General features: G+C 71.5%; 16 protein-coding genes. 12 read left to right on the top strand and 4 right to left on the bottom strand.

The features are described from left to right. Positions 1 to 51: 51 nt before the first annotated feature. The 4 genes from QR78_RS03410 to QR78_RS03395 all read right to left on the bottom strand — a co-directional run bounded on the left by QR78_RS03410 (position 52) and on the right by QR78_RS03395 (position 6,547). Positions 52 to 2,517: a bifunctional diguanylate cyclase/phosphodiesterase gene (locus tag QR78_RS03410; protein ID WP_048426089.1), complete on the bottom strand. Its 2,466-nt coding sequence runs from the start codon at positions 2,515 to 2,517 to the stop codon at positions 52 to 54. A 196-nt stretch (positions 2,518 to 2,713) separates the two neighbouring features. Further along, positions 2,714 to 4,366, bottom strand: a complete 1,653-nt coding sequence (locus tag QR78_RS03405; RefSeq protein ID WP_082171840.1) for a pilus assembly protein TadG-related protein — start codon at positions 4,364 to 4,366, stop codon at positions 2,714 to 2,716. Then, complete coding sequence (locus QR78_RS03400; RefSeq protein WP_158004008.1) at positions 4,363 to 4,776, bottom strand: TadE/TadG family type IV pilus assembly protein; 414 nt, start codon at positions 4,774 to 4,776, stop codon at positions 4,363 to 4,365. Before QR78_RS03400 ends, QR78_RS03405 begins: the two co-directional genes overlap by 4 nt. Before the next feature lie 727 nt (positions 4,777 to 5,503). Beyond that, on the bottom strand, positions 5,504 to 6,547 hold the full coding sequence (locus QR78_RS03395; protein WP_053220774.1) for a sensor histidine kinase: 1,044 nt from the start codon (positions 6,545 to 6,547) through the stop codon (positions 5,504 to 5,506). Positions 6,548 to 6,831: 284 nt separating this feature from the next. Between QR78_RS03395 and QR78_RS03390 the strand changes: the two genes are divergently transcribed. The 12 genes from QR78_RS03390 to QR78_RS03335 all read left to right on the top strand — a co-directional run bounded on the left by QR78_RS03390 (position 6,832) and on the right by QR78_RS03335 (position 20,512). Next, complete coding sequence (locus tag QR78_RS03390; RefSeq protein ID WP_048426087.1) at positions 6,832 to 7,650, top strand: GntR family transcriptional regulator; 819 nt, start codon at positions 6,832 to 6,834, stop codon at positions 7,648 to 7,650. Then, positions 7,647 to 8,864 (top strand): ABC transporter substrate-binding protein, encoded by a 1,218-nt coding sequence (locus tag QR78_RS03385; RefSeq protein WP_048426086.1) that lies wholly within the window; start codon positions 7,647 to 7,649, stop codon positions 8,862 to 8,864. Before QR78_RS03390 ends, QR78_RS03385 begins: the two co-directional genes overlap by 4 nt. A gap of 2 nt (positions 8,865 to 8,866) precedes the next feature. Next, the gene (locus QR78_RS03380) at positions 8,867 to 9,739 is read left to right on the top strand and encodes a branched-chain amino acid ABC transporter permease (RefSeq protein ID WP_048426085.1); all 873 of its coding nucleotides are present in this window, start codon (positions 8,867 to 8,869) and stop codon (positions 9,737 to 9,739) included. Next, positions 9,736 to 10,704 (top strand): branched-chain amino acid ABC transporter permease, encoded by a 969-nt coding sequence (locus QR78_RS03375; protein ID WP_048426084.1) that lies wholly within the window; start codon positions 9,736 to 9,738, stop codon positions 10,702 to 10,704. Before QR78_RS03380 ends, QR78_RS03375 begins: the two co-directional genes overlap by 4 nt. 3 nt (positions 10,705 to 10,707) lie before the next feature. Then, positions 10,708 to 11,454, top strand: a complete 747-nt coding sequence (locus QR78_RS03370; RefSeq protein ID WP_048426083.1) for an ABC transporter ATP-binding protein — start codon at positions 10,708 to 10,710, stop codon at positions 11,452 to 11,454. After that, positions 11,447 to 12,148, top strand: coding sequence for an ABC transporter ATP-binding protein (locus QR78_RS03365; RefSeq protein ID WP_048426082.1), 702 nt, complete (start codon positions 11,447 to 11,449; stop codon positions 12,146 to 12,148). The genes QR78_RS03370 and QR78_RS03365 overlap by 8 nt, the downstream gene beginning before the upstream one ends. Positions 12,149 to 12,151: 3 nt before the next feature. After that, entirely contained in the window at positions 12,152 to 13,546 is a 1,395-nt protein-coding gene (locus QR78_RS03360; protein WP_053220773.1) for an MmgE/PrpD family protein, read from the top strand. A 355-nt stretch (positions 13,547 to 13,901) separates the two neighbouring features. Further along, on the top strand, positions 13,902 to 14,768 hold the full coding sequence (locus QR78_RS03355; protein WP_048426081.1) for an isocitrate lyase/PEP mutase family protein: 867 nt from the start codon (positions 13,902 to 13,904) through the stop codon (positions 14,766 to 14,768). Further along, positions 14,765 to 16,450, top strand: coding sequence for a hydantoinase B/oxoprolinase family protein (locus QR78_RS03350; RefSeq protein WP_048426080.1), 1,686 nt, complete (start codon positions 14,765 to 14,767; stop codon positions 16,448 to 16,450). Before QR78_RS03355 ends, QR78_RS03350 begins: the two co-directional genes overlap by 4 nt. Then, complete coding sequence (locus tag QR78_RS03345; RefSeq protein WP_048426079.1) at positions 16,447 to 18,513, top strand: hydantoinase/oxoprolinase family protein; 2,067 nt, start codon at positions 16,447 to 16,449, stop codon at positions 18,511 to 18,513. Before QR78_RS03350 ends, QR78_RS03345 begins: the two co-directional genes overlap by 4 nt. Beyond that, positions 18,510 to 19,121 (top strand): cysteine hydrolase family protein, encoded by a 612-nt coding sequence (locus QR78_RS03340; protein WP_048426078.1) that lies wholly within the window; start codon positions 18,510 to 18,512, stop codon positions 19,119 to 19,121. Before QR78_RS03345 ends, QR78_RS03340 begins: the two co-directional genes overlap by 4 nt. Then, a complete protein-coding gene (locus tag QR78_RS03335; RefSeq protein WP_048426077.1) occupies positions 19,118 to 20,512 on the top strand; it encodes an FAD-dependent oxidoreductase in 1,395 nt (464 codons plus the stop codon). The genes QR78_RS03340 and QR78_RS03335 overlap by 4 nt, the downstream gene beginning before the upstream one ends. Positions 20,513 to 20,691: the final 179 nt, after the last annotated feature.

Here is a 20,691-nt window from a genome sequence, read left to right as displayed (position 1 = left end):
CGGCCTCGACCCCGCGTCACTTCGCCCACCGAGGGCATCCCTCGGGCGGGATCACGCCGCGGCCTGGCCGGCAGGACGGGGAGCCTGGCGGCGGATCAGATCGTCCACCTCCCGGGCCGGGACCGGACGGCCGAAGAGGTAGCCCTGGACCTCCGTGCAGGCCCGGGCGCGCACCGCCTCGAACTGATCCTGCGTCTCGACGCCCTCGGCGGTCACGGTCGCCCCGAAATGCGCCGCCATCCCCACGATGGCCCCGACGATCGCCGCGGTGTCCGCATCGGCGATGTCGCGGATGAACGAGCGGTCGATCTTGATGCGGTCGAAGGGGAAGCGCCGCAGGTAGCTCAGGGACGAGTAGCCGGTGCCGAAATCGTCGAGCGCGATGCGCACCCCGAGCGCCTTGAGGCGCTGCAGGCAGGAGAGCGAGGCCGGGTCGTCCTCGACGAGGACGCTCTCGGTGATCTCGATCTCGAGGCGCGCCGCCGGCAGGCGCGCCCCCGCGAGCGCCGCCACCACGGTCTGCTCCAGGCCGGGCTGGCGCAGCTGGATGGCCGAGACGTTGACGGCGACCCGCAGGTCCCCCGGCCAGCGCGCGGCGGCCCGGCAGGCCTCGTGCAGGGCGAAGGCGCCGAGCGCTACGATCTGGCCGGTCTCCTCGGCGAGCGGGATGAAGTGCGACGGCGCGACGAGCCCGAGCTCCGGATGGCGCCAGCGCATCAGCGCCTCGAACCCGCACAACGCCCCGTCCGCGCCCCGCAGGATCGGCTGGTAGTGCATCACCAGCCCACCGGCGCTGCCCAGGGCGGCGTGGAGGTCGCGTTCGAGCCGGGCGCGGCGGGTGATCGCCTCGTTCATCCCGGGCACGTAGTAACGGAACGTGTTGCGGCCTTCCGCCTTCGCCCGGTAGAGCGCGATGTCGGCCTTCTTGAACAGGTCGTCGGCGTCGGTCTCGCCGTCCGCGGCCGCGATGCCGATGCTGATCCCGACCCCGGCCACGACGCCCCCGAGGGGGACCGGCCGCTCCACCGCCTCGATCAGGCGCTGCGCGATCCCGTCGATGCAGCGCGGGTCGTCGATCCGGTCCAGGATGATCGCGAACTCGTCGCCGCCGAGCCGCGCGATCGTGTCGGCGCTGCGCACGACGCCGCGCAGGCGGTCGGCGATGACCTTCAGGAGCGCGTCGCCCGCCGGGTGGCCGTAGGTGTCGTTGACGGCCTTGAAGCGGTCGAGGTCGCAGGCCAGCACCGCGACGCTGCCGCGCCGGGTCGATGCGCCCGCGAGCCGCTCGCTCAGGCGCTCGCGAAAGAGTACCCGGTTCGGCAGCCCGGTCAGGGCGTCGTGCACGGCCATGTGGGCGATCCGCCGCTCGGCCTCGCGCCGGAGCGTCGTGTCGACCTGGAGGCCGACCATGCGGACCGGGCGGCCGGGCTCCCCGGCCCCGTCGCCGTCGCGGCCGACGACCTTGCCGCGGGCGACGACCCAGCTCCAGGCGCCGTCCTTGCGCCGCAGGCGATGCTCGCACTCGAAGACCGCCGTTCGTCCCGTCAGGTGGTCGTCGAGGAGCCGCACGACCTTCGCGGCATCCTCGGGATGGACGAGGCCGTGCCAGGTCTCGATACGGCCGTCGAGCTCGCCGGGGGCGTAGCCGAGCATCGTCTGCCAGCGGTCGGACAGCCACATCGCCCCGGTCGTCAGGGTGAGGTCCCACAATCCGTCGGTATCGACGGCGAGCGCCAGCCGCTCCTCGCTGACACGCAACGCCGTCTGGCTCGCCCGCAGGGCCGCGTTGGCCCGCAGGGTGCGGTCGGCGAAGAGCGCCAGGACGCCGAAGCCGAGGATGCTCAGCATCACCGCCGTGATGCTGGCGGCGAGCACGAGGCGGGGCAGGATCGCCCCGGTCTCGACCGGCATCAGGTCGGGCACGATCACCAGGGCGGCCATCGCGGTGAAGTGCATGGCGGCGACCGAGGCCGTGAGCACGGTGGCGACGACGAGGCGGCTGTGCGGCCGGGCGGGACCGCCATGGATCGCGAATCCCGCCGTGGCGAGCGCGCAGCCGACCGCGACGGCGGCGAGCGCCAGCGGCTGGTCCCAGGCGAGCGTGCCGGGCACCTGGAGGCTGAGAGTTCCGACGCCGTGCATCGCCGCGACGCCGAGGCCGAGGATCAGGCCGGCCCCGAGGGAGGCCACTGCGCGGTTGCGGGCACGGCTCGCCCCGAAGGCGGCCAGCACCGAGAGGACGGAAGCCACGAGCGACAGGAGCGTCCCGTCGAGGCGATAGCCGATGGTGAAGCCGGGATCGTAGCCGAGCATTCCGATGAAGTGGGTGCACCAGATCCCCGCCCCGGCCGAGAAGCTCGCCACGACGAGCCAGACCCAGCGCCCCATCCCGACCGTGTCGAGGCTGTGCCGGTTGAGGCGCAGGGCCGTGTGGAGCGAGACCCAGCAGATCAGGCCGGCGAGCGGGACGACCCAGGCGGCGTGCTGTTCGACCAGGCAGGCGATCGGGCGGTACATCGAACGACCTCGGTGAAGACGGACGTGATTCGGGGCTCGCGCGGGCGCGACGTTCCTGCACGGCGAAGACGAAGGGTGGCGGGAGGAAGAGCGGTATCCAGAAAAGCGTCGCGACGGTCGCGTTACTGAATTTCTCGTCCGGGCGGAAAGTCGGTCCGACGGGTCTTGTCCGCTATCCGCGTCGATGCTCTTGGCATCACTGCACCAGGACGGCACCGCCGCACCGGGTGCCGGTGACGGCCACGTCCGCGGCGCCGAGCTGCACGCCCGCCAGGCCCAGGATCGAGAACAGCAAGGCATCGATCGGCCCCGCCGCGGCGCCCAGCGCCGTGGCGACCAGGCCCTTCGGGTCGACGAGGCCCGGCAGCGACAGACCGTTGATCTGAAGGTCGAGGTTGGCGAGCAGCGAGGCGGTCACCGAGGTGACGAGCGTCGTGGTCGACACCGTCCGGATACGCCCGGTCCGGATGTCGTCGTCGGTAAAGGTCAGGGACCGGGTCGACGCGCCGAGCTGCACCGCCGAGACGCCCGTGACGGAGAGGAGCGGCGCCTTCAGGATCGTCACCGGCGTGGGAGCGGGACGCGGGGTTCCGAGGTCGAGGGCGTTCGCCGGAATCGCGCCGATCGAGAGCGCCGCGATGCCGGTGGTGACGTCGAGGGTCGCGGTGCGCTCGTTGCTGGCGTTCCACGGGCAGACGACCGAGCGCAGCACGGCGCGCGCGGGCGCCAGCTCGATCGCGATCGGCAGGTAGAGATCCACGAGGCCGACCGGTCCGGGGATCCACAGCTCGACGAGGATGCGCTGCTGGGCCGTGCTCAGGCTGCCGCCGATCCCGGTGAAGCCGGAGGTGTGCCAGGCATCCCCGGTGCGCAGCGAGACCGACGCGCGCAGGAGGCCCGGCACGGCGGTGCCGAGGTCGAGCCCGACCTGCCGGCCGCCATTGGCCAGGAAGGCCGCCCCGCCGATCATGTCGAGGGCGTTGACCCAGAGGGCCTCTCCGGTCTGCGCCACCGGGGACGACCCGATCTCGCCCGCCGTCAGCAGGCCCGCGAGGCGGACCGAGGTCCCGGTCCCGCTCAGGGCGGCGGTCAGGGCGTTGAGGCTCGCGCGAGCGGCGGCGCTCCCGCTCGCCGGCTCGGAGGCCTGGCCGAGCAGGGCCACGAAGTCCGACAGGCGCAGGCTGCCCTTCAGCACGTCGTCGTAGGTCACGGCCTGAAGACCGATCCGGGGCGCCGCGCTGCGCAGGAAGCCCAGGGCATCGACCCGCAGGGCGGCGAGCGCCCGGTAATCCATGAGCGAGAGCGACACGGTGGTGCCCAAGAGGCGCGACAGCAGCGCGTTGGCGATACCGGCATCCAAGCCGACGAGACGCGAGCCGATGCCGAACGCGGCGAGCTCGGCCCGCCGGGCCGTCGCGTCGCCGGAGACGACGAAGCTCGACGGACCGCCGACGATCCGCGTGAAGGCGGTCCTCACCGTGTTGGCGAGCCGGATTCGGATGGCGTTGGGGGCGCTCGAACCCGGGGTGAAGCGGCTCGCGGCCGGGATCGCGCGGTCCGGCACGTAGGTGCCCGGGGTGACCGTGACGTCGTCGGGGATGCGGTAGCCGTTGTCGACGAGCGCCCGCGTCGCCGCGGCGGCGCCGTCGCTGGCCCGGGCCGCCGCGAGGGCGGCGAGATCGACCGCCGACTGGATGCGGCGCTTCTCGAGATAGACGAGGCCGAGATCGACCCCGAGGCCGGCGATGCCGCACAGCATCGCCAACACCACCGCGACCAGCGGCAGGATCGAGCCCGCCTCGTCGGATCCCAGCCGGCCGAGCCGGTCCTTCACGGGCCACCCTCTCATAGCCCGCCCCTCCGGATACTCGCGGAGCGCGAGAGGGTCTGGGGCAGCGGCACCGACCGGGGGAAGACGTTGAGCAGCGTCGTCTTGAGGTCGTAGCGCAGCGTGACGGTGAAGATGTCCGGGTCGCCGGTATCCGGCTTCGCCTCGATGGTGACGGCATCGGGCCGCAAAATCGTGCTCGCAACAACACTACGTTGTGCCGCCGAGGTCGCGAGGGCAACCCGCTCGGCCGAATCCAGACCCGCGACGGCCGCCCGGGCGGATTCGCTGGCCGCGTTCTGCAGGGAATGCGCAGCACCGAGATAACTCCCGAAGGCGATGATTCCCAACAGGATGGCGAGAAGGACGGGCGCCACGATCGCGAATTCGACCGCGGCCGAGCCCGATCGCTGCCGCGCGAACGCGGCCACGAGGGAGCGTGATGCCGGCATGAGCAACCCCGAGTTGATCAACCTGAAATTGATTTGATCGCACGGAGGTTTCACATACGTTAATCGCGCTGTTAAAGCTGTGGTGATCCGCGGGTTGGCCCCGGACCGCGATGTTTTCGCCCGGTCTCCATCCTCATGAAGCTGCGGCCCCGCGGCAAACCCCCGGTCAAGCTGCAATGCGGACCCAGCCCTCAGGCGAAAAAAGCCGATCGTAGATTGTCGCGCTGGCCCGATAGGCGATTCATAGGGAGAAAAAGCCGTATTTTCGAATTTTTCGAGATCATTTCACTTGCAATCAGAAGCATCACGAGCGCTGACCAAGCGGCATGCCCCTGATTTAACGGGAGATAACGGCTCTGCCGTGAGCCGGTCATCAGGCCGGGCGATCCCGCCGGGCCCGATGGCCTTCCGCGAGCGAACCCTCGCCCAGTATTGTCCGCCTCCGACCCGCAACGGCGTCCCCACGGATCCCGCGGCCGGACGAGAACGGCTCTCACGAGGGCGGTTGCAGGCCTCGCGACACGACCGGCCCCGGCGCCGATCGTCCGGAGCCTGCCCGACCCGATCGATAGGGTCTTCGTGCCCTCATGGTCAGTCCGGGCTCCTCTTCGCGGCCCCGGAACGACATGGAGAGCGTCGACCGCGCGGCATCCGATCGACCCGGTCGTCGGACCGCGGAGCGATCGACGTGCCAAGCTCCGTCCGCTCAGCCCGTCAGGGTCTCGACCGGGATGCCGATGTCGATGACCAGCCCCGTGGCGGCCCAGTCATACGTGATGCTGCCGCCGAGCTGGTCGCGCGCGCTGCGGGCGGCCAGCACCGTGCCGAAGCCCCGCCGGTCGGGGGCGCGGGCGATCGGGGGTCCGCCCTCTTCCCGCCAGCGCAGGCGATAGGTGTCGCCGTCGCGCGTGCCGTCGATCAGCACGATGCCCTCGGGCACGGCGAGCGCCCCGTACTTGATGGCGTTCGTGGCCTGCTCGTGGACGATCAGGGCCAGCGCCGTCGCGGCGCGCTCGCCGATCGCGGTCTCGGCGCAGCGGATCCGGATGCGCTCGGACCCCGCCGCCCGGTAGGGCGCCAGGAGCCCGTCGAGCAGGCCCTGGATCGTCGTCGTGCCGCCGCCCGCCCCGTCCTCGTTCAGGTGGGGACGCACGTAGTCGTGGGCGCGCGACAGGGCGTCGATCCGCTCGCGCAGGTCGCTTGCATAGGGCTTGGCCTCCGGGTGGTCCCGGGCGCTCAGCGCGACCATGCTGGTGACGACCGCGAAGATGTTCTTGATCCGGTGGCTCAGCTCGCGCGTCAGCAGGGCGCGCGCCTCCTCGGCCTGCCGGGCCGCCGTGATGTCGCGGAACGTGCCGACGAGCTGGAGGCCGCGGCGCGCCGGGCCCTCCCCGACGAACTCGACCTGGCCCATGGCGGCGATCCAGACGATGCGCCCGTCCGGCCGCAGCAGCCGGTAGGACGTGCGGTAGGCCCCCTCCCCCCGGGGATCGAACGCCGCCTGCACCAGGCGGTGATTCTCGTCCCGGTCGTCGGGATGCAGCATCCCGAGCCACTGCCGATAGGTCAGCGGCGCCTCGCTCGGAAAGCCGATGATGCGCCGGCAGCGCGGCGAGCCCTTGAGGGTGTCGGCCTCCAGGCTCAGCCACCACAGGCCGAGATCCGCCGCCTCGACGGCGAGTTCGAGCAGGTGCGCGCTCTCCTCGAGCTGAGCGCTCAGCGTGGCGGGGTCGGTGGGGTGTGGCGGCACGGGCAGGATCGTGGGTGGCGTCGCGGCGGCCCCGGTCTACAGGCGCAACCGGTGCGAGGCGAGGCGCCGCGGCGTCGCGCTCCCCCTACGTCACCGTTAGGTGCGGGCCGGCGGCCCGCCGGTCGCGCGAGGCCCCGCGCCGATGCGACGGGTGTGGATGCGTGCAGTCCCCGCATACCTGTCCCAATTGACGGACAGCAACCTGTCTGCATAATCGGACAGGTGAGTGCGTCGCCGGTTCGAGCCGGCCGCCACCAAGCAAGCCACGAGCCAGGGATGGCCCCGTGACCTCCGCGATCGAACCCCACAAGGCGCGCCGGCTCTATCTGCTGCTGCGCGACCAGATCACCAGCGGCCGGCTGCCGAACGGCGCCCGGCTGCCGGGCGAGCCGGTGCTCGCCGCCGATCACGGCCTCGCCCGGGTGACCGTGCGGCGCGCCCTCGACCTCTTGGCCGGCGAGGGACTGGTGCGCCGGCGGCCGGGCTCGGGCACCTTCGTGCAGGCACCGGCCGGCCCCCGGCCGGTGGTGGCCGACCTCCCGAACCTGCTCTCCGGGCTGATCGCCATGGGGCGCGCCACCGGCGTGCGGCTCCTGTCCTTCGAGTACGTGGCGGCGCCCGCCGGCATCGCCGAGGCGTTGCTGCTGGAGCCCGGCGAGCGGGTGCAACGCTCGGTGCGGGTGCGGCTGATCGACGGTCAGCCCTTCTCCTACCTCACCACCCACGTCCCCGAGCGGGTCGGCCTGTCCTACTCGGAGGCCGATCTCGCGGCGACGCCGCTCCTCTCGCTGATGGAGCGCTCCGGCGTCGTCGCCGACCGGGCGACCCAGGCGATCGGCGCGACGCTGGCCGGCCCCGAAGTGGCGGGCGCCCTCGACCTCGAAGTCGGCTCGGCGCTGATCGAACTGACCCGCGTGGTGTTCGACCCCTCCGCACGCGGCGTCGAGCATCTGCACGCCCTCTACCGGCCCGACCGCTACGCCTTCCAGATGGATCTGGTGCGCACCGGCGATGCCGGCGAGCGGCGCTGGACGCCGGCGATCCCGCGTCCGGCCAAATCCGAATCCCCCCGCCGTCCCGCCCACAGGAGGCCCGCCCCGTGACCTCGATCCTCGCTCCGTCCCGCCGCGCCGTCCTGCGCACCGGCCTTGCCGCGACGTCCCTCGTGGCGATGCCCGCGATCCTGCGGGCGCAGGGCGCCGCCGTGAAGCTCGGCATCATCCAGCCGGTCACCGGCGCCCTCGCCAATGACGGCGATCTCGGCAAGCTCGGCGCGGAACTGGCGGTCCAGGACATCAACGCGGCCGGCGGCCTGAAGGCCCTGGGCGGCGCCAAGCTCGAGATCGTCTTCGCCGACAGCCGCTCGAACCCCGAGACGGCGGCGCAGGAGACCGAGCGCCTGAACGGCGAGGGCGTGGCGGCGATCGTCGGCGGCTTCGGCAGCGGACTCTGCGCCACCGCGAGCCAGGCGGCCTCGCGCTACGACCTGCCCTACCTGATCGATGTCGGCGTCGCCGACCAGCTGACCAAGCGCGGCCTCAAGAACACGTTCCGGTTCTCGCCGAGCTTCGGCATGGTGACGAAGAACGCCCTGGAGCGCCTCGTCGCGCTCAACGACGCCGCCGGCAAGCCGGCCCGTACCGTCGTCATCGTGCACGAGGACGGGTTGTTCGGCTCCGGCCTCGCCAAGCTCCTCCAGACGGAATTGCCCAAGCTCGGCTTCGAGATCCTCGAGACCATCGCCCATCCGAGCCCGGCCCGCGACATGGCGAACGTCGTCCTGCGGATCCGCTCGCTCCAGCCCGACCTGGTGATTCCCTCGAACTACTACGGCGAGTTCGTGCTGCTCGCCCGCACCATGCTCCAGCAGCGGGTCCGGCCGAAGGGCATCTACGCGATCCTCGGCGGCGGCGCCTCGTCCCTGCGCTTCGTCAAGGAGTTCCCGCAGGCGGCCGAGGGCGTGATGGATTGCAACCACTGGCCCGATCCGAAGAACCCGCTGACCGCCGAATTGCGCAAGCGCACGGAAGCCGCGGGCCGCGCCTTCGCCTACAACGTGCCGATGAACTACTCCGCCGTCCGCCTGATGGCCGAGGCGATCGAGAAGGCCGGCGCGCCCGATCGGCAGAAGATCATCGAGGCGCTGTCCACCCAGAGCTTTGGCAGCGGCGTGATGCCCTACGGCCAGTCGAAGTTCGACACCGGCCAGAACACCAGCGCCATGCCGCTCAACACCCAGGTCCAGGGCGGCGACGTCAAGGTGATCGCCCCGGAGGCCTTCGCCGAGGCCAAGGCCAACTTCCCGCTCAAGGCGTGACGATGTACGCCCCCCAGATCCTGATCGAGGCGGCCCTCAACGGCCTGATGACGGGGGCGGTCTACGCCCTCATCGCCCTCGGGCTGACCCTGGTCTACGGGGTGCTGCACATCATCAACTTCGCCCACGGGGCGCTCCTCACCGTCGCGATGTTCGCGGTCTGGGGCGCCTTCGCGCTGGTCCATGTCGATCCCTACGTGGCGATGATCGCGATCGTGCCGCTGATGTTCGGTCTCGGCTACGGGTTGCAGCGCTTCGTCATCGGACCGGCGAGCCACGGCAACGACAACAACGTGCTGCTGGTCACGCTGGGCCTGTCGATCGTCTTGGAGAACGGGCTTCTGGCCCTGTTCACCTCCGACACGCGGGCGCTCGATTCCGACGCCGCGCTCCAGGTGATCGAACTCGGGCCCCTCCTGCTCTCGACGCCGCGGGTGATCGGCTTCGTGGCGGCCCTGGCGGTGACCGGCCTGCTCTGGCTCCTCCTCAACCGCACCGATACCGGGCGGGCGATCCGGGCGGTGGCGCGGGAAAAACTCGGCGCCCGCCTCGTCGGCATCGAGGTCGACCACGTCTACGCCGTGACCTTCGGGCTCGGCTGCGCGTGCCTCGCCGTCGCCGCCTGCCTGTTGATGCCGACCTATTATGTCAATCCGCGCTCGGGCGCCGCCTTCGTGCTCGTCGCCTTCACCATCGTGGTGCTGGGCGGCATGGGGTCGATCGCCGGCGCCCTCGTCGGCGGCCTGATCATCGGCGTGGTCGAGAGCTTTTCCGGGCTGCTGCTCGGCGACAGCCTCGGGCAGATCGGCATCTTCCTGATCTTCATCCTGGTGCTGCTGGTGCGGCCGGCCGGCCTGTTCGGAGCCCGCGCATGAACGCCCGCGACCTCCTGCCCCTGATCCTCGTCTTAAGCGTGCTCGCCGCCCTGCCCTTCCTCGGGCTATCGGGCAGCGTCCTCAACTTCCTCGTCACGACGCTGATCATCGCGCTCGCGGGGCTTGGCTGGAACGTGCTCGGCGGCTTCGGCGGCCAGTATTCCTTCGGGCATGCCGCCTTCTTCGGCACCGGCGCCTACGCCACCGCGATCCTGCAGATGAAGCTCGGCTGGAACGCCTGGGGGGCGCTCGGGGCGGGGATCGGGCTCGGCGCGCTCGTCGGCCTCGCCATCGGCTACCTGAGCTTCCGGGCGGGGCTTCGCGGCTCCTACTTCGCGCTCGTGACGCTCGCCTTCGCGGAAGTCTTCCGCATCCTGGCGAATGCGGCGGACTTCACCGGCGGAGCGGCCGGCCTGCTCCTGCCCCTGCGGCCGGGCCTCGCGACCCTGCAATTTGCCGACCGCAAGCTGTTCTACCTCCTCGTCCTCGCCTTCGTGGGCGTGGCGCTCCTGATCTCGCGCTGGCTCGAGCGCTCGCGCTTCGGCGCCCACCTCATCGCCGTGCGCGAGAACGAGGAGGCGGCCCGGGCGCTCGGGGTCGACGCCCTCGCGGTCAAGCTGCGCGCCATCGCGCTCTCGGCGGCGATCACCGGTGCGGCGGGCGGGCTCTACGTCCAGTCCTTCCTCTACCTCGATGCGGGCGTGGCCTACGGCACCTGGATCTCCGTCGAGGCGCTTTTGGCGCCGATCGTCGGCGGCATCGGCACCGCCTTCGGGCCGCTCGTCGGGGCGCTCGCCCTGCAGGGCCTCGGCGAGATCACCAAGCACCTCGCCGGCGGCGTCCCGGGGGTCGACCTCGTGGTGTTCGGCGCCTGCCTGATCGCCGTCATCGCCTTCGCGCCGCGGGGCCTCCTCGGCCTGCGCCGCCGCCCGCGCAAGGCGCGCGCCGTCCCGGTGGGAGCCTGATCCATGCTCAGTGTGGTGTCCCTCACCAAGCGCTTCCAGGGCCTCGTCGCGGTCGATCACGCCTCGCTCGCCGTACCGGCGGGCTCGATCACCGGGCTCATCGGCCCGAACGGCGCCGGCAAGACCACCCTGTTCGGGATGATCTCGGGCTTCCTCACCCCGAGCGAGGGCCGGGTACTGTTCGAGGGACAGGACGTGACCGCCGAGGCGCCGCACCTGCGGGCGCGCCGCGGCATCGCCCGGACCTTCCAGATCGTCCAGCCCTTCGCCGGGCTGACGGTCGCCGAGAACATCGCGGTCGGCGCCTATCTGCGCCATCCGAAGCGTGCCGATGCCGTCGCCAAGGCCCGCGAGGTCGGGACCCGCGTGGGTCTCGGCGACCAGCTCGACAAGCCGGCATCCGACCTCACGGTCGCCGGGCGCAAGCGCCTGGAGGTGGCCCGGGCGCTCGCCACCGAGCCGCGCCTCCTCCTCCTCGACGAGGTGCTGGCGGGCCTCAACCCGTCGGAGATCCGCGACATCCTGCCGGTGGTGCGCTCCATCCGCGACGGCGGCGTCACCATCCTGATGATCGAGCACATCATGCAGGCAGTGATGACCCTGTGCGAGGAGGTTTTCGTCCTCGCGCAAGGCCGGATGATCGCCTCGGGGCCGCCGCGGCAGGTCTGCGCCGATCTCCAGGTGATCGAGGCCTATCTCGGCAAGGGCGCGGCCGCCCGCATGAAAGCTGAGGAGGCCGTCGATGCTTGAGATCTCGGGCCTTCGCGCCGGCTACGGCGCCACCGAGGTCCTGCGCGGCCTCGACCTGTCCGTGCAGCCGGGCGAGATCGTCGCGGTGCTCGGCGCCAACGGCGTCGGCAAGACGACGCTGAACAAGGTCCTGTCCGGGGTCGTCTCGGCGCGGACCGGCACGATCCGCTTCGACGGCCAGGCGATCACCAACGCCTCGGCCGCCGCGATCGTCGAGGCCGGGCTGATCCACGTCCCGGAAGGCCGCAAGATCTTCCCGAACTTGAGCGTGCGCGAGAACCTGGTGCTCGGCAGCTACCGCCGCGGCCGGGCGCGGCGCGCGCAAAACATCGAGCGGGTCTTTGCCACCTTCCCGCGGCTGCGCGAGCGGGCGGCCCAGGCCGCCGGCACCCTCTCGGGCGGCGAGCAGCAGATGCTCGCCATCGGCCGCGGCCTGATGGCGGAACCCCGCCTCCTCATCCTCGACGAGCCCTCGCTCGGGCTCTCGCCGCTCCTCGTCGAGGAGATGTTCACGCTCGTCCGGACCCTCAACCAGGAAGGACTGCCGATCATGCTGGTGGAACAGAACGTGGTGCAGTCGCTGGATCTCGCGACCCGCGCCTACATCCTGGAGAACGGCACCGTCGCGCTCGAAGGCGACGCCGCGACGCTCGCCGCCGACCCGGCCCTGCGCCGCGCCTATCTGGGGCTCTGAGCCATGGGCATCGTCACCCCGGGCATCGTGCCGGCCACCACGCTGATGGCCGAGCCCGCCCCCGCCTGGCTCGGGCGCTGGACCGCCTTCGCGGCGGATCTCCGCTTCTCCGACCTGCCCGAGGCGGCGATCGACCGCGCCCGGCTCGTCCTCCTCGATTCCCTCGGCGTCATCGCCGCCGGGATGCGCGAACCGGAATGCCGGGCGCTCGCCGAGCGGCTGGCCGCCCGCCGCACGGGTGCGGCCCCGGCGATCGGCAGCGGCCTGTCGCTCGATCCCCGGGACGCGGCCTTGGTCAACGGGGCGGCGGGCACGACGCTGGAGCTCGACGAGGGCAACCAGTACGCCCGCGGCCATCCGGCGATCCACGTCGTCCCGGCCGCCCTCGCGGTCGCCCAGGAGATCAAGACCTCGGGCGCCGACCTGATCGCGGCGCTGGTCCTCGGCTACGAGATCGGCGCGCGGATCGGCATCGCCTCGAAGCTGCGGGTGACGATGCACCCGCACGGCACCTGGGGCACGGTCGGCGCCGCGCTCGCGGTGGCGAAGCTCCATCGGGCCGATGCCGCGACGATCGGCCGGGCGATCGGGCTCGCCTCGTCGCTGGGTCTGAGCACCAGCCGGCGCACGATGCTGGAGGGGGCGACCGTCCGCAACGTCTATGCGGGCCTCTCCAACCAGCTCGGGCTCACCGCCTGGGACCTCGCCGAGAGCGGCTTCCTGCCCGAACGCGACGGCATCGGCACCGTCTATGGCGGCATCCTGGCCGACGACTTCTCGGCCGACGCGATGGTGGAGGAGCTGGGCACCCGCTGGGAGATCGCCCGCAACTACTTCAAGCGCCACGCCGCCTGCCGCTACACCCACGGCGCCCTCGACGCCCTGGCGCAGATCCGGGACGAATCCGGGCCGATCGACCCGGATTCCGTGCGGTCGGTCGAGGTCGCGACCTATGTCTGGGCGGCGCAGCTCGACCACCCGGCCCCCGAGACGATGCTGGCGGCGAAGTTCTCCCTGCCCTTCGCCCTGGCGGCGGCACTGGTGCGGGGCGAGGCGAATACCGACGCCTTCCGGGACGAGGCGCGGGCCGACCGGCGCATCCTGTCGCTGGCCCGCCGGGTGATGGTGCGGGAGGATCCGGCCATGACGGCGCAGCTGCCGTCCCTGCGGCCCGCCACCGTCACCCTGACGCTGGCCGACGGCCGCAAGCTCTCGGCCAAGGCGCTCACCAACCGCGGCGACACCGAGGACCCGTATTCGGCCGACGACGTCCGGGACAAGTTCCGGGCGCTCGCCGGGCCGGTCTGGGGGACGGAGCGGAGCGAGGACGTCATCCGCGCGGTGGCGGAGATCGACAAGGCGGAGGGGGTTGGGGCGTTGCTGGGGCTGGCGGCGTGAGCTTCTGCCAGTACAGCACAATAATACACTGATGAGATGAGACACTTGAAGCGGCGTCTATCGACGCCAAACTCAAGCTCAAGCACACACCAGAAAAGCACAGGATTTCTCCTCTCCCCGCGGGCGGGGAGAGGGCTTCATCGACCTTGTCGTCGATGAAGCGAGCGCAGGCGAAAGCCGGAGCGAGGGTGAGGGGGAGGCGACGGAAGAGCCATCTCCGGCAACACCCCCTCACCCTCGGCTGCCGCCTCGCTGCGTTCCCTGAACGGGAACACAGCCCTCTCCCCGCCCGCGGGGAGAGGAGACATGCGCACCCCGCAAACGCGATGAAACCGAACGAGGAACACCCCGCGTCATGTCCCTGAAGTCCCGTCTCGCCGAGGACCGCGTCCTCGTCGCTCCGGGCGTCTACGACGCCCTCACGGCCTCGCTCGCCACGGATGCGGGATTCGAGGCCCTGTACCTCTCGGGTGCGGCCATCGCCTATACGCGGCTGGGCCGGCCCGATATCGGCCTCGTCGCGATGAGCGAGGTCGCCGAGACCATTACGCTGGTGCGCGACCGGGTGGCGACGCCCCTCGTGGTCGATGCCGATAACGGCTACGGCAACGCACTCAACGTCGAGCGCACCGTGCGGCTGTTCGAGCGAGCCGGCGCCAGCGCGATCCAGCTCGAGGACCAGAGCTACCCCAAGCGCTGCGGCCACCTCCAGGACAAGACCTTGATCGGCCAGGGCGACATGGTCGGCAAGATCAAGGCGGCGCTCGACGCCCGCGTCAGCGCCGAGACCCTGATCGTCGCCCGCACCGACGCGGTGGCGGTCGAAGGGTTCGAGCGCGCCATCGAGCGGGCCCGGGCCTATGCGGAGGCCGGCGCCGACGTGTTGTTCGTCGAGGCCCCCCGCTCGGCCAACCAGCTCGCCGAGGTGACGAAGGCCCTCGGCCACACCCGGCCGCTGCTCGCCAACATGGTCGAGGGCGGCGACACGCCGCTGGCCTCGGCCGCCGATCTCGGCGCGATCGGGTTTCGCCTCGTGATCTTCCCCGGCGGGATCGTCCGGGCGCTCGCCCGCACCGCCCAGGCCTATTACGGCTCGCTCGCCAAGGCCGGCACCAACACGCCGTTCGCCGACCGGATGTTCGATTTCGGCGAGCTCAACGCGCTCATCGGCACGCCCGAGATGCTGGCCCGCGGCCGCGCCTATGAAGGAGCGGGACAATGAATCCGATCGATCCCGTCACCCTGGCGGTGCTGAAGGGCCGCCTCGAGCAGATCGCCGACGAGATGGACGCGACGCTCTACCGCTCGGCCTTCAACCCGATCATCGCCGAGGCCCGCGACGCCTGCCACGGCCTCTACCACGCCCAAACCGGCGACACCCTGGTCCAGGGCACCAAGGGTCTGCCGATCTTCGTCGGCGCCATGGCCTTCGCGGTGAAGGCCGTCATCGCCAAGGTCGAGCGCGAGGGCGGGTTGGTGCCCGGCGACACCTTCCTGTTCAACGACCCCTATAGCGGCGGCACCCATCTCAACGATTTCCGCCTCGTCCGCCCGGTGTTTCGCGATGGACACCTGTTCTGCTGGCTCGCCTCGGTCGGCCACTGGCTCGATATCGGCGGCAACGTGCCGGGCGGCTACAACCCGAAGGCCACCGAGAGCTTCCAGGAGGGCGTGCGCTTCCCGCCGGTGAAGCTGTTTTCCGCCGGGCGCCTGAACCAGGACATCGTCGACATCCTGGCCGCCAACACCCGCGTGCCGACCTCGAACTGGGGCGACCTCAACGGCCAGCTCAACGCCCTCGACCTCGGCGAGCGCCGGTTCATCGCTCTGCTCGACGAGTACGGCGATGCGACCGTGGATGCGGCATTCGCGGCCTTCTCCGACCGGGCCGAGGCCCTGATGCGCGCCGCGATCCGGGCGCTGCCGGACGGCCATTACGGCTTCTCGGACGTGCTCGACAATGACGGCATCACCGACGAGCCGCTGACCATCGCCCTCGACCTGACCATCGCGGGCGATGCGATGACGCTCGACTTCTCGCGCTCCTCGGCGCCGGCTCAAGGCCCGATCAACATCTCGCACGCCACCACGGTCGCGGCCTGCTACGTCGCCCTGAAGCACGTCTTCACCGAGGTGCCGGCGAATGCCGGCTGCCTGCGGCCGATCACCTTCACGGTGCCGGAGACGACGCTGCTGGGCGCTGGCGCCCCGAAGCCCATGGCCGGCTACACCGAGACGATCCTGCGGCTGATCGGCGTGGTGCTGGGTGCGCTCGCCGAGGCCGACCCGGATCGCGCCACCGCCGCGCCCTTCGGCACCATCAACGCGCTCTCGCTCGCCGGCCACCGGGCCGACGGCTCGCGCTGGGTGATGTTCTCGTTCTTCGGCGGGGGGCTCGGGGGCAATCCCGAGAGCGACGGCTTGAGCCACGCCAACAACCCGATCTCGACCGCGACGATTCCCCCGGTCGAGATCCTGGAGGCCGCCTATCCGGTGGTCTTCACCCAGTGGGGTCTGCGGCCCGACAGCGCCGGGGCCGGCGCCCATCGCGGGGGCTTGGGCGCGGTCTACGAGATCGAGACCCTGACCGATGCCGACGTGTTCCTGCTCGGCGAGCGCGGCAAGGTGGCGCCGTTCGGCGTCAAGGGCGGGCATTCCGCGGCGCTCAACCGCTTCGGCTGGCAGACGCCGGATGGCTGGGCGAGCCCGCCGATGGTCTCCAAGGTGACGGATGTTCGCATCAAGGCCGGCGAGCGGGTGCGGCTCGAGACCCCCGGCGGCGGCGGATTCGGCCACCCGGCCGAGCGGAACCGCCAGTCCCTGCAACGCGACCTGCGCCTCGGCTACGTGAGCCCGGAGGCCGCCGCCCGCGACTACGCCCTGACGACCGGAGACGAGCAATGACCCCCCGTGCCATCGTCGGCGTCGATGTCGGCGGCACCTTCACCGATCTCTTCTACTACGACGAGGCCGCCGGCCGCTTCCAGACCGGCAAGGTCCCGTCGAACCGCGGCGACGAGGCGGTGGGCTTCCTCGCCGGCCTGAAAGGTTTTGGGCCGGTCGCCGGCCTCGCCTCGATCGTCCACGGCACCACGGTCGGCACCAACGCGCTCCTGGAGCGCAAGGGCGCCCGGATCGGCCTCATCACCACCCGCGGCTTCCGCGACGTGCTGGAGATGCGCCGCCGCGACCGGCGCCACACCTGGGGCCTGTGGGGCGACTTCGTCCCCGTCGTCGACCGCGACCTGCGGCTCGAGGTCGACGAACGCACGCTCGCCGACGGCACGATCCGGGAGGCGGTAAACCCGGACCAGGTGGCCGAGGCCGCCCGCGCCCTGATCGCCAACGGCGCCGAGGCCCTGGCGATCTGCTTCGTCAACGCCTACGCCAACCCGGAGAACGAGCGGATCGCGCTGGAGGCCGCCGCCGCCGTGTGGCCGAACGCGAATGTCGAGCGCTCGTCGGGCATCCTGCCGGAGATCCGCGAGTTCGAGCGCACCTCGACGACTGTGCTCAACGCCTATCTCCAGCCGGTGGTCGGCAGCTATCTCGGCAAGCTCGACCGGGCGCTCGAATCGGAGGGTTTTTCCGGCCGCTTCCACATCGTCCAGTCCAACGGCGGCGTGATGTCGACCGCCACCGCCCGGCGCCTTCCCGTCCGCACCGCCCTGTCGGGGCCGGCGGCCGGCGTGATCGCGGCGGCCGCCATCGCCAAGGAGGCCGGCTTCCCGAACGTGATCACGGGTGATCTCGGCGGCACCTCCTTCGACGTGTCGCTGGTGGTCGAGGGCGAAACCGCCTTGGCCGCCCAGACCACGATCGATTTCGGCCTCGTCATCCGCACGCCGATGATCGAGATCAGCACCATCGGGGCCGGTGGCGGCTCGATCGCCCATGTCGATGCCGGCGGGCTGCTCCAGGTCGGGCCGGAGAGCGCCGGCTCGCGGCCGGGCCCAGTCTGCTACGGCCAGGGCAACACCCGCCCGACGCTCACCGACGCCAACGTGGTGCTCGGCCGGATCAACGCCGAGCGGCCGATCGGCGGGGCGCTCAAGCGCCTCGACGTCGAGGCGGCGAAGGCGGCGATCCAGGAGCATGTCGCAGGTCCCCTCGGCCTCGACGTCATGGCGGCGGCGGAAGCGATCGTGCGGGTGGCCGACGGCAAGATGGCCGGCGCGATCCGCCTCGTCTCGATCGAGCGCGGGCACGACCCGCAAAAATTCGCCGCGGTGCCGTTCGGCGGCGGCGGGGCGCTGCATGTCGGCGCGCTGATCAAGGATGTGGGCCTGCGCGGGGCGCTGGTGCCGCGCTATCCGGGTGTCACCTCGGCGCTCGGCTGCGTCATCGCCGACATCCGGCACGACCAGGTCCAGACCCTCAACCTGTCGCTGGCCGGCCTCGACGCCGCCGCCCTCGACCGGCGGATGGTGGCGGAGGCGCAAGCCGCCCGGGAGGTGGTCGAGGCCGCCGGCCTCACCGTCTCGCGCATCGACACGGTGTTCGAGCTCGACATGCACTATGTCGGCCAGACCCACACCGTGGCGGTCGCCCTGCCGGTGACGGTCGAGAACGGCACCACCGGAATCACCACGGCGATCATCCAGCAGGCATTCGAGGCGGCCTACCGCACCTCGTTCAGCCGCCTGCTGCCGGGCCTCGGCACCCGGATCGTCAACCTGCGCACCGCGGCAATCGGACGGCGCCCGCATTTCGACCTCGCTGCGCTCGCGCCGGGGGCCGACGCCTCGCTGGACGCCGCCCGCACCGGCAGCCGGCCGGTCTGGTTTGCCGGCGCCTGGCACGAGGCCACAATCTATGCCCGCCTCTCGCTTCCCGTCGGCGCCGAGATCCCCGGCCCGGCGATCCTGGAGCAGCCGGACGCCACCACCGTGGTCGATCCCGACCTGACGGCGCGGGTCGACCGGCTCGGCAACGTGGTCGTCACCCGCACGGGAGCCCCTGCATGAGCCATGGTCCGATCCCGATGGAGCGCACCGCGCTCCTGATCTGCGATCTCCAGAACGACTTCCTGCACCCGGACGGCGCCTATGGCCGGGCCGGCCAGGCGGCGCCCGAGATCGCGGCCGTTCCGGCCACGGTCCGGCCACTGGCCGAGTTGATCCGGGCGCGCGGCGGCTTCATCGTCTCGACCCACTTCACGCTGGTGCCGGGCAAGGGCGGCGAGCCGATGATCTCGCCCCACCTGCGCGAGCTGCGGCCGTTCCTGCGCAAGGGCGATTTTCTGCCCGGCGCCTGGGGCCACGCGCTCGTGGACGAGCTTCAGCCCGCCGACCTCACGGTCGAGAAGGTCGCCTATTCGGCCTTCTACATGACCCGGCTCGAATGGGTGTTGCGCAAGGCGGGAATCGAGCGGCTGCTGGTCTCGGGCATCGTCACCAATGGCGGCGTCGCCTCGACGGTGCGCGACGCCCATGTCCGCGACTTATCCGTGACCGTGCTGTCGGATGCCTGCGCGGCCTTCTCGCCCGCCATCCACCAGACCGCGATCGACGCGTTGAAGCCGGTCTGCCGCGTCGCGCCCGTCGCGGAGATCCTGGCGGAGCTGTCCGCATGACGATCGAATCCGCCAAGGGAGCCGCCTTCGACATCGAGGTTCCGGTCGCGGTGATCGGCGCCGGCGCCGCCGGGCTGGTGGCGGCGCTCGCCGCGCACGAGGCCGGGGCCGAGGTTCTGGTGATCGAGCGCGATCCCGTGCCCCGCGGCTCCACCGCCCTCTCGGCCGGATTGATCCCGGCCCCCGGCACCCGCTGGCAGCGAGAGGCCGGCCTGGAGGACAGCCCGGCCTTGTTTGCCGCCGACATCATGGCGAAAGCCAAGGACGAGCCCGATCCGGCCCTCGTCGCGCGGCTCGCCAATGCCGTGGGCCCAGCCCTCGAATGGCTCGCCGATCGCCACGGCCTCCCCTTCTCGGTCATCACCGACTTCCGCTATCCGGGCCACTCGGCGAACCGGATGCACGGCCTGCCGAGCCGGTCCGGCGAGGAGCTGGTCGACCGCCTCGCCCGCGCCGTCGAGGAAGCGGGTATCCCGATCCTGTGCGAGGCCGCGGTCGACACGCTCTACGCCGAGGACGGCGAGATTCGAGGCCTCGGCCTCGTGCGGCCCGACGGCTCGCGCGAGCGCGTCGCCTGCCGGGCGCTGGTGCTCGCCTGCAACGGCTATGGCGGCAACAAGGCCCTGGTGGCCCGGCACGTCCCGGACCTCTCGGGCGCGCTGTATTTCGGCCACGAGGGCAACCAGGGCGACGCGCTGCTCTGGGGCGAGGCCTTGGGCGCCGCCACCCGCCATCTCTCGGGCCACCAGGGCCACGGCTCGGTGGCGCATCCGCACGGCATCCTGATCACCTGGGCGACCGTCACCGAGGGCGGGTTCCAGGTGAACGCGGAGGGGCGGCGCTTCTCGAACGAGAGCAAGGGCTATTCCGAGCAGGCGGCGGAAGTGCTGCGCCAGCCCGGCGGCCACGTCGTGACGGTGTTCGACGCCCGCATCGCCGGGATCGCCCGCCAGTTCGAGGATTTCCGGAAGGCCCAGAGCGCCGGGGCGATCGTCGAGGCTGAGACCATCGCCGAGCTGGCGGCGCGGCTGCACCTGCCGGAGGACGCCCTGGCGGCGACCCTGGCCGAGGTCGAGGCGCTGAAGCGCGACGGGGGACGGGATGCCTTCGGGCGCTCCTTCGCCGGCGTGCCGGCGCTCACACCTCCTTTCCGGGCGGTGCGGGTCACCGGGGCGCTGTTCCACACCCAGGGCGGCCTCGTGGTCGACGACGACGCGCAGGTCCTCACGAAGAGCGGCGCCGCGATCCCGAACCTGTTCGCGGCGGGCGGAGCGGCCTGCGGCGTCTCGGGGACGGGGCCGGGCGGGTATCTCTCGGGCAACGGGCTGCTGGCGGCGGTGGCGCTCGGGCGCATCGCGGGCCAGGCGGCGGGGGCGATGGGGGTTTGTTAGCTCCTAGATCCTCGCCATCTCTTTAGTCCCGCGTCATGACACCCTCCCCTTTCCCGGACGACTGCAGCGAAGCGGAAGGAGATCCGGGATCCAGCGAAAGAAGTGCCGCGAAGCGGCTCTGCCTGCTGCACCGTTGCAGACAAGAGGACGCTTCGCGACTTTTCGTGCTGGATCCCGGA

The sequence above is a fragment of the Methylobacterium indicum genome, from assembly GCF_001043895.1.
Classification (GTDB): domain Bacteria; phylum Pseudomonadota; class Alphaproteobacteria; order Rhizobiales; family Beijerinckiaceae; genus Methylobacterium; species Methylobacterium indicum.
This window is presented reverse-complemented; position numbering and strand designations above follow the sequence as displayed.

Coding starts and splice junctions, on each gene's coding strand:
- QR78_RS03410 (WP_048426089.1), bottom strand. CDS start 2,517: ATGTACCGCCCGATCGCCTGCCTGGTCGAACAGCACGCCGCCTGGGTC.
- QR78_RS03405 (WP_082171840.1), bottom strand. CDS start 4,366: ATGAGAGGGTGGCCCGTGAAGGACCGGCTCGGCCGGCTGGGATCCGAC.
- QR78_RS03380 (WP_048426085.1), top strand. CDS start 8,867: ATGTACGCCCCCCAGATCCTGATCGAGGCGGCCCTCAACGGCCTGATG.
- QR78_RS03375 (WP_048426084.1), top strand. CDS start 9,736: ATGAACGCCCGCGACCTCCTGCCCCTGATCCTCGTCTTAAGCGTGCTC.
- QR78_RS03370 (WP_048426083.1), top strand. CDS start 10,708: ATGCTCAGTGTGGTGTCCCTCACCAAGCGCTTCCAGGGCCTCGTCGCG.
- QR78_RS03365 (WP_048426082.1), top strand. CDS start 11,447: ATGCTTGAGATCTCGGGCCTTCGCGCCGGCTACGGCGCCACCGAGGTC.
- QR78_RS03360 (WP_053220773.1), top strand. CDS start 12,152: ATGGGCATCGTCACCCCGGGCATCGTGCCGGCCACCACGCTGATGGCC.
- QR78_RS03355 (WP_048426081.1), top strand. CDS start 13,902: ATGTCCCTGAAGTCCCGTCTCGCCGAGGACCGCGTCCTCGTCGCTCCG.
- QR78_RS03350 (WP_048426080.1), top strand. CDS start 14,765: ATGAATCCGATCGATCCCGTCACCCTGGCGGTGCTGAAGGGCCGCCTC.
- QR78_RS03345 (WP_048426079.1), top strand. CDS start 16,447: ATGACCCCCCGTGCCATCGTCGGCGTCGATGTCGGCGGCACCTTCACC.
- QR78_RS03340 (WP_048426078.1), top strand. CDS start 18,510: ATGAGCCATGGTCCGATCCCGATGGAGCGCACCGCGCTCCTGATCTGC.
- QR78_RS03335 (WP_048426077.1), top strand. CDS start 19,118: ATGACGATCGAATCCGCCAAGGGAGCCGCCTTCGACATCGAGGTTCCG.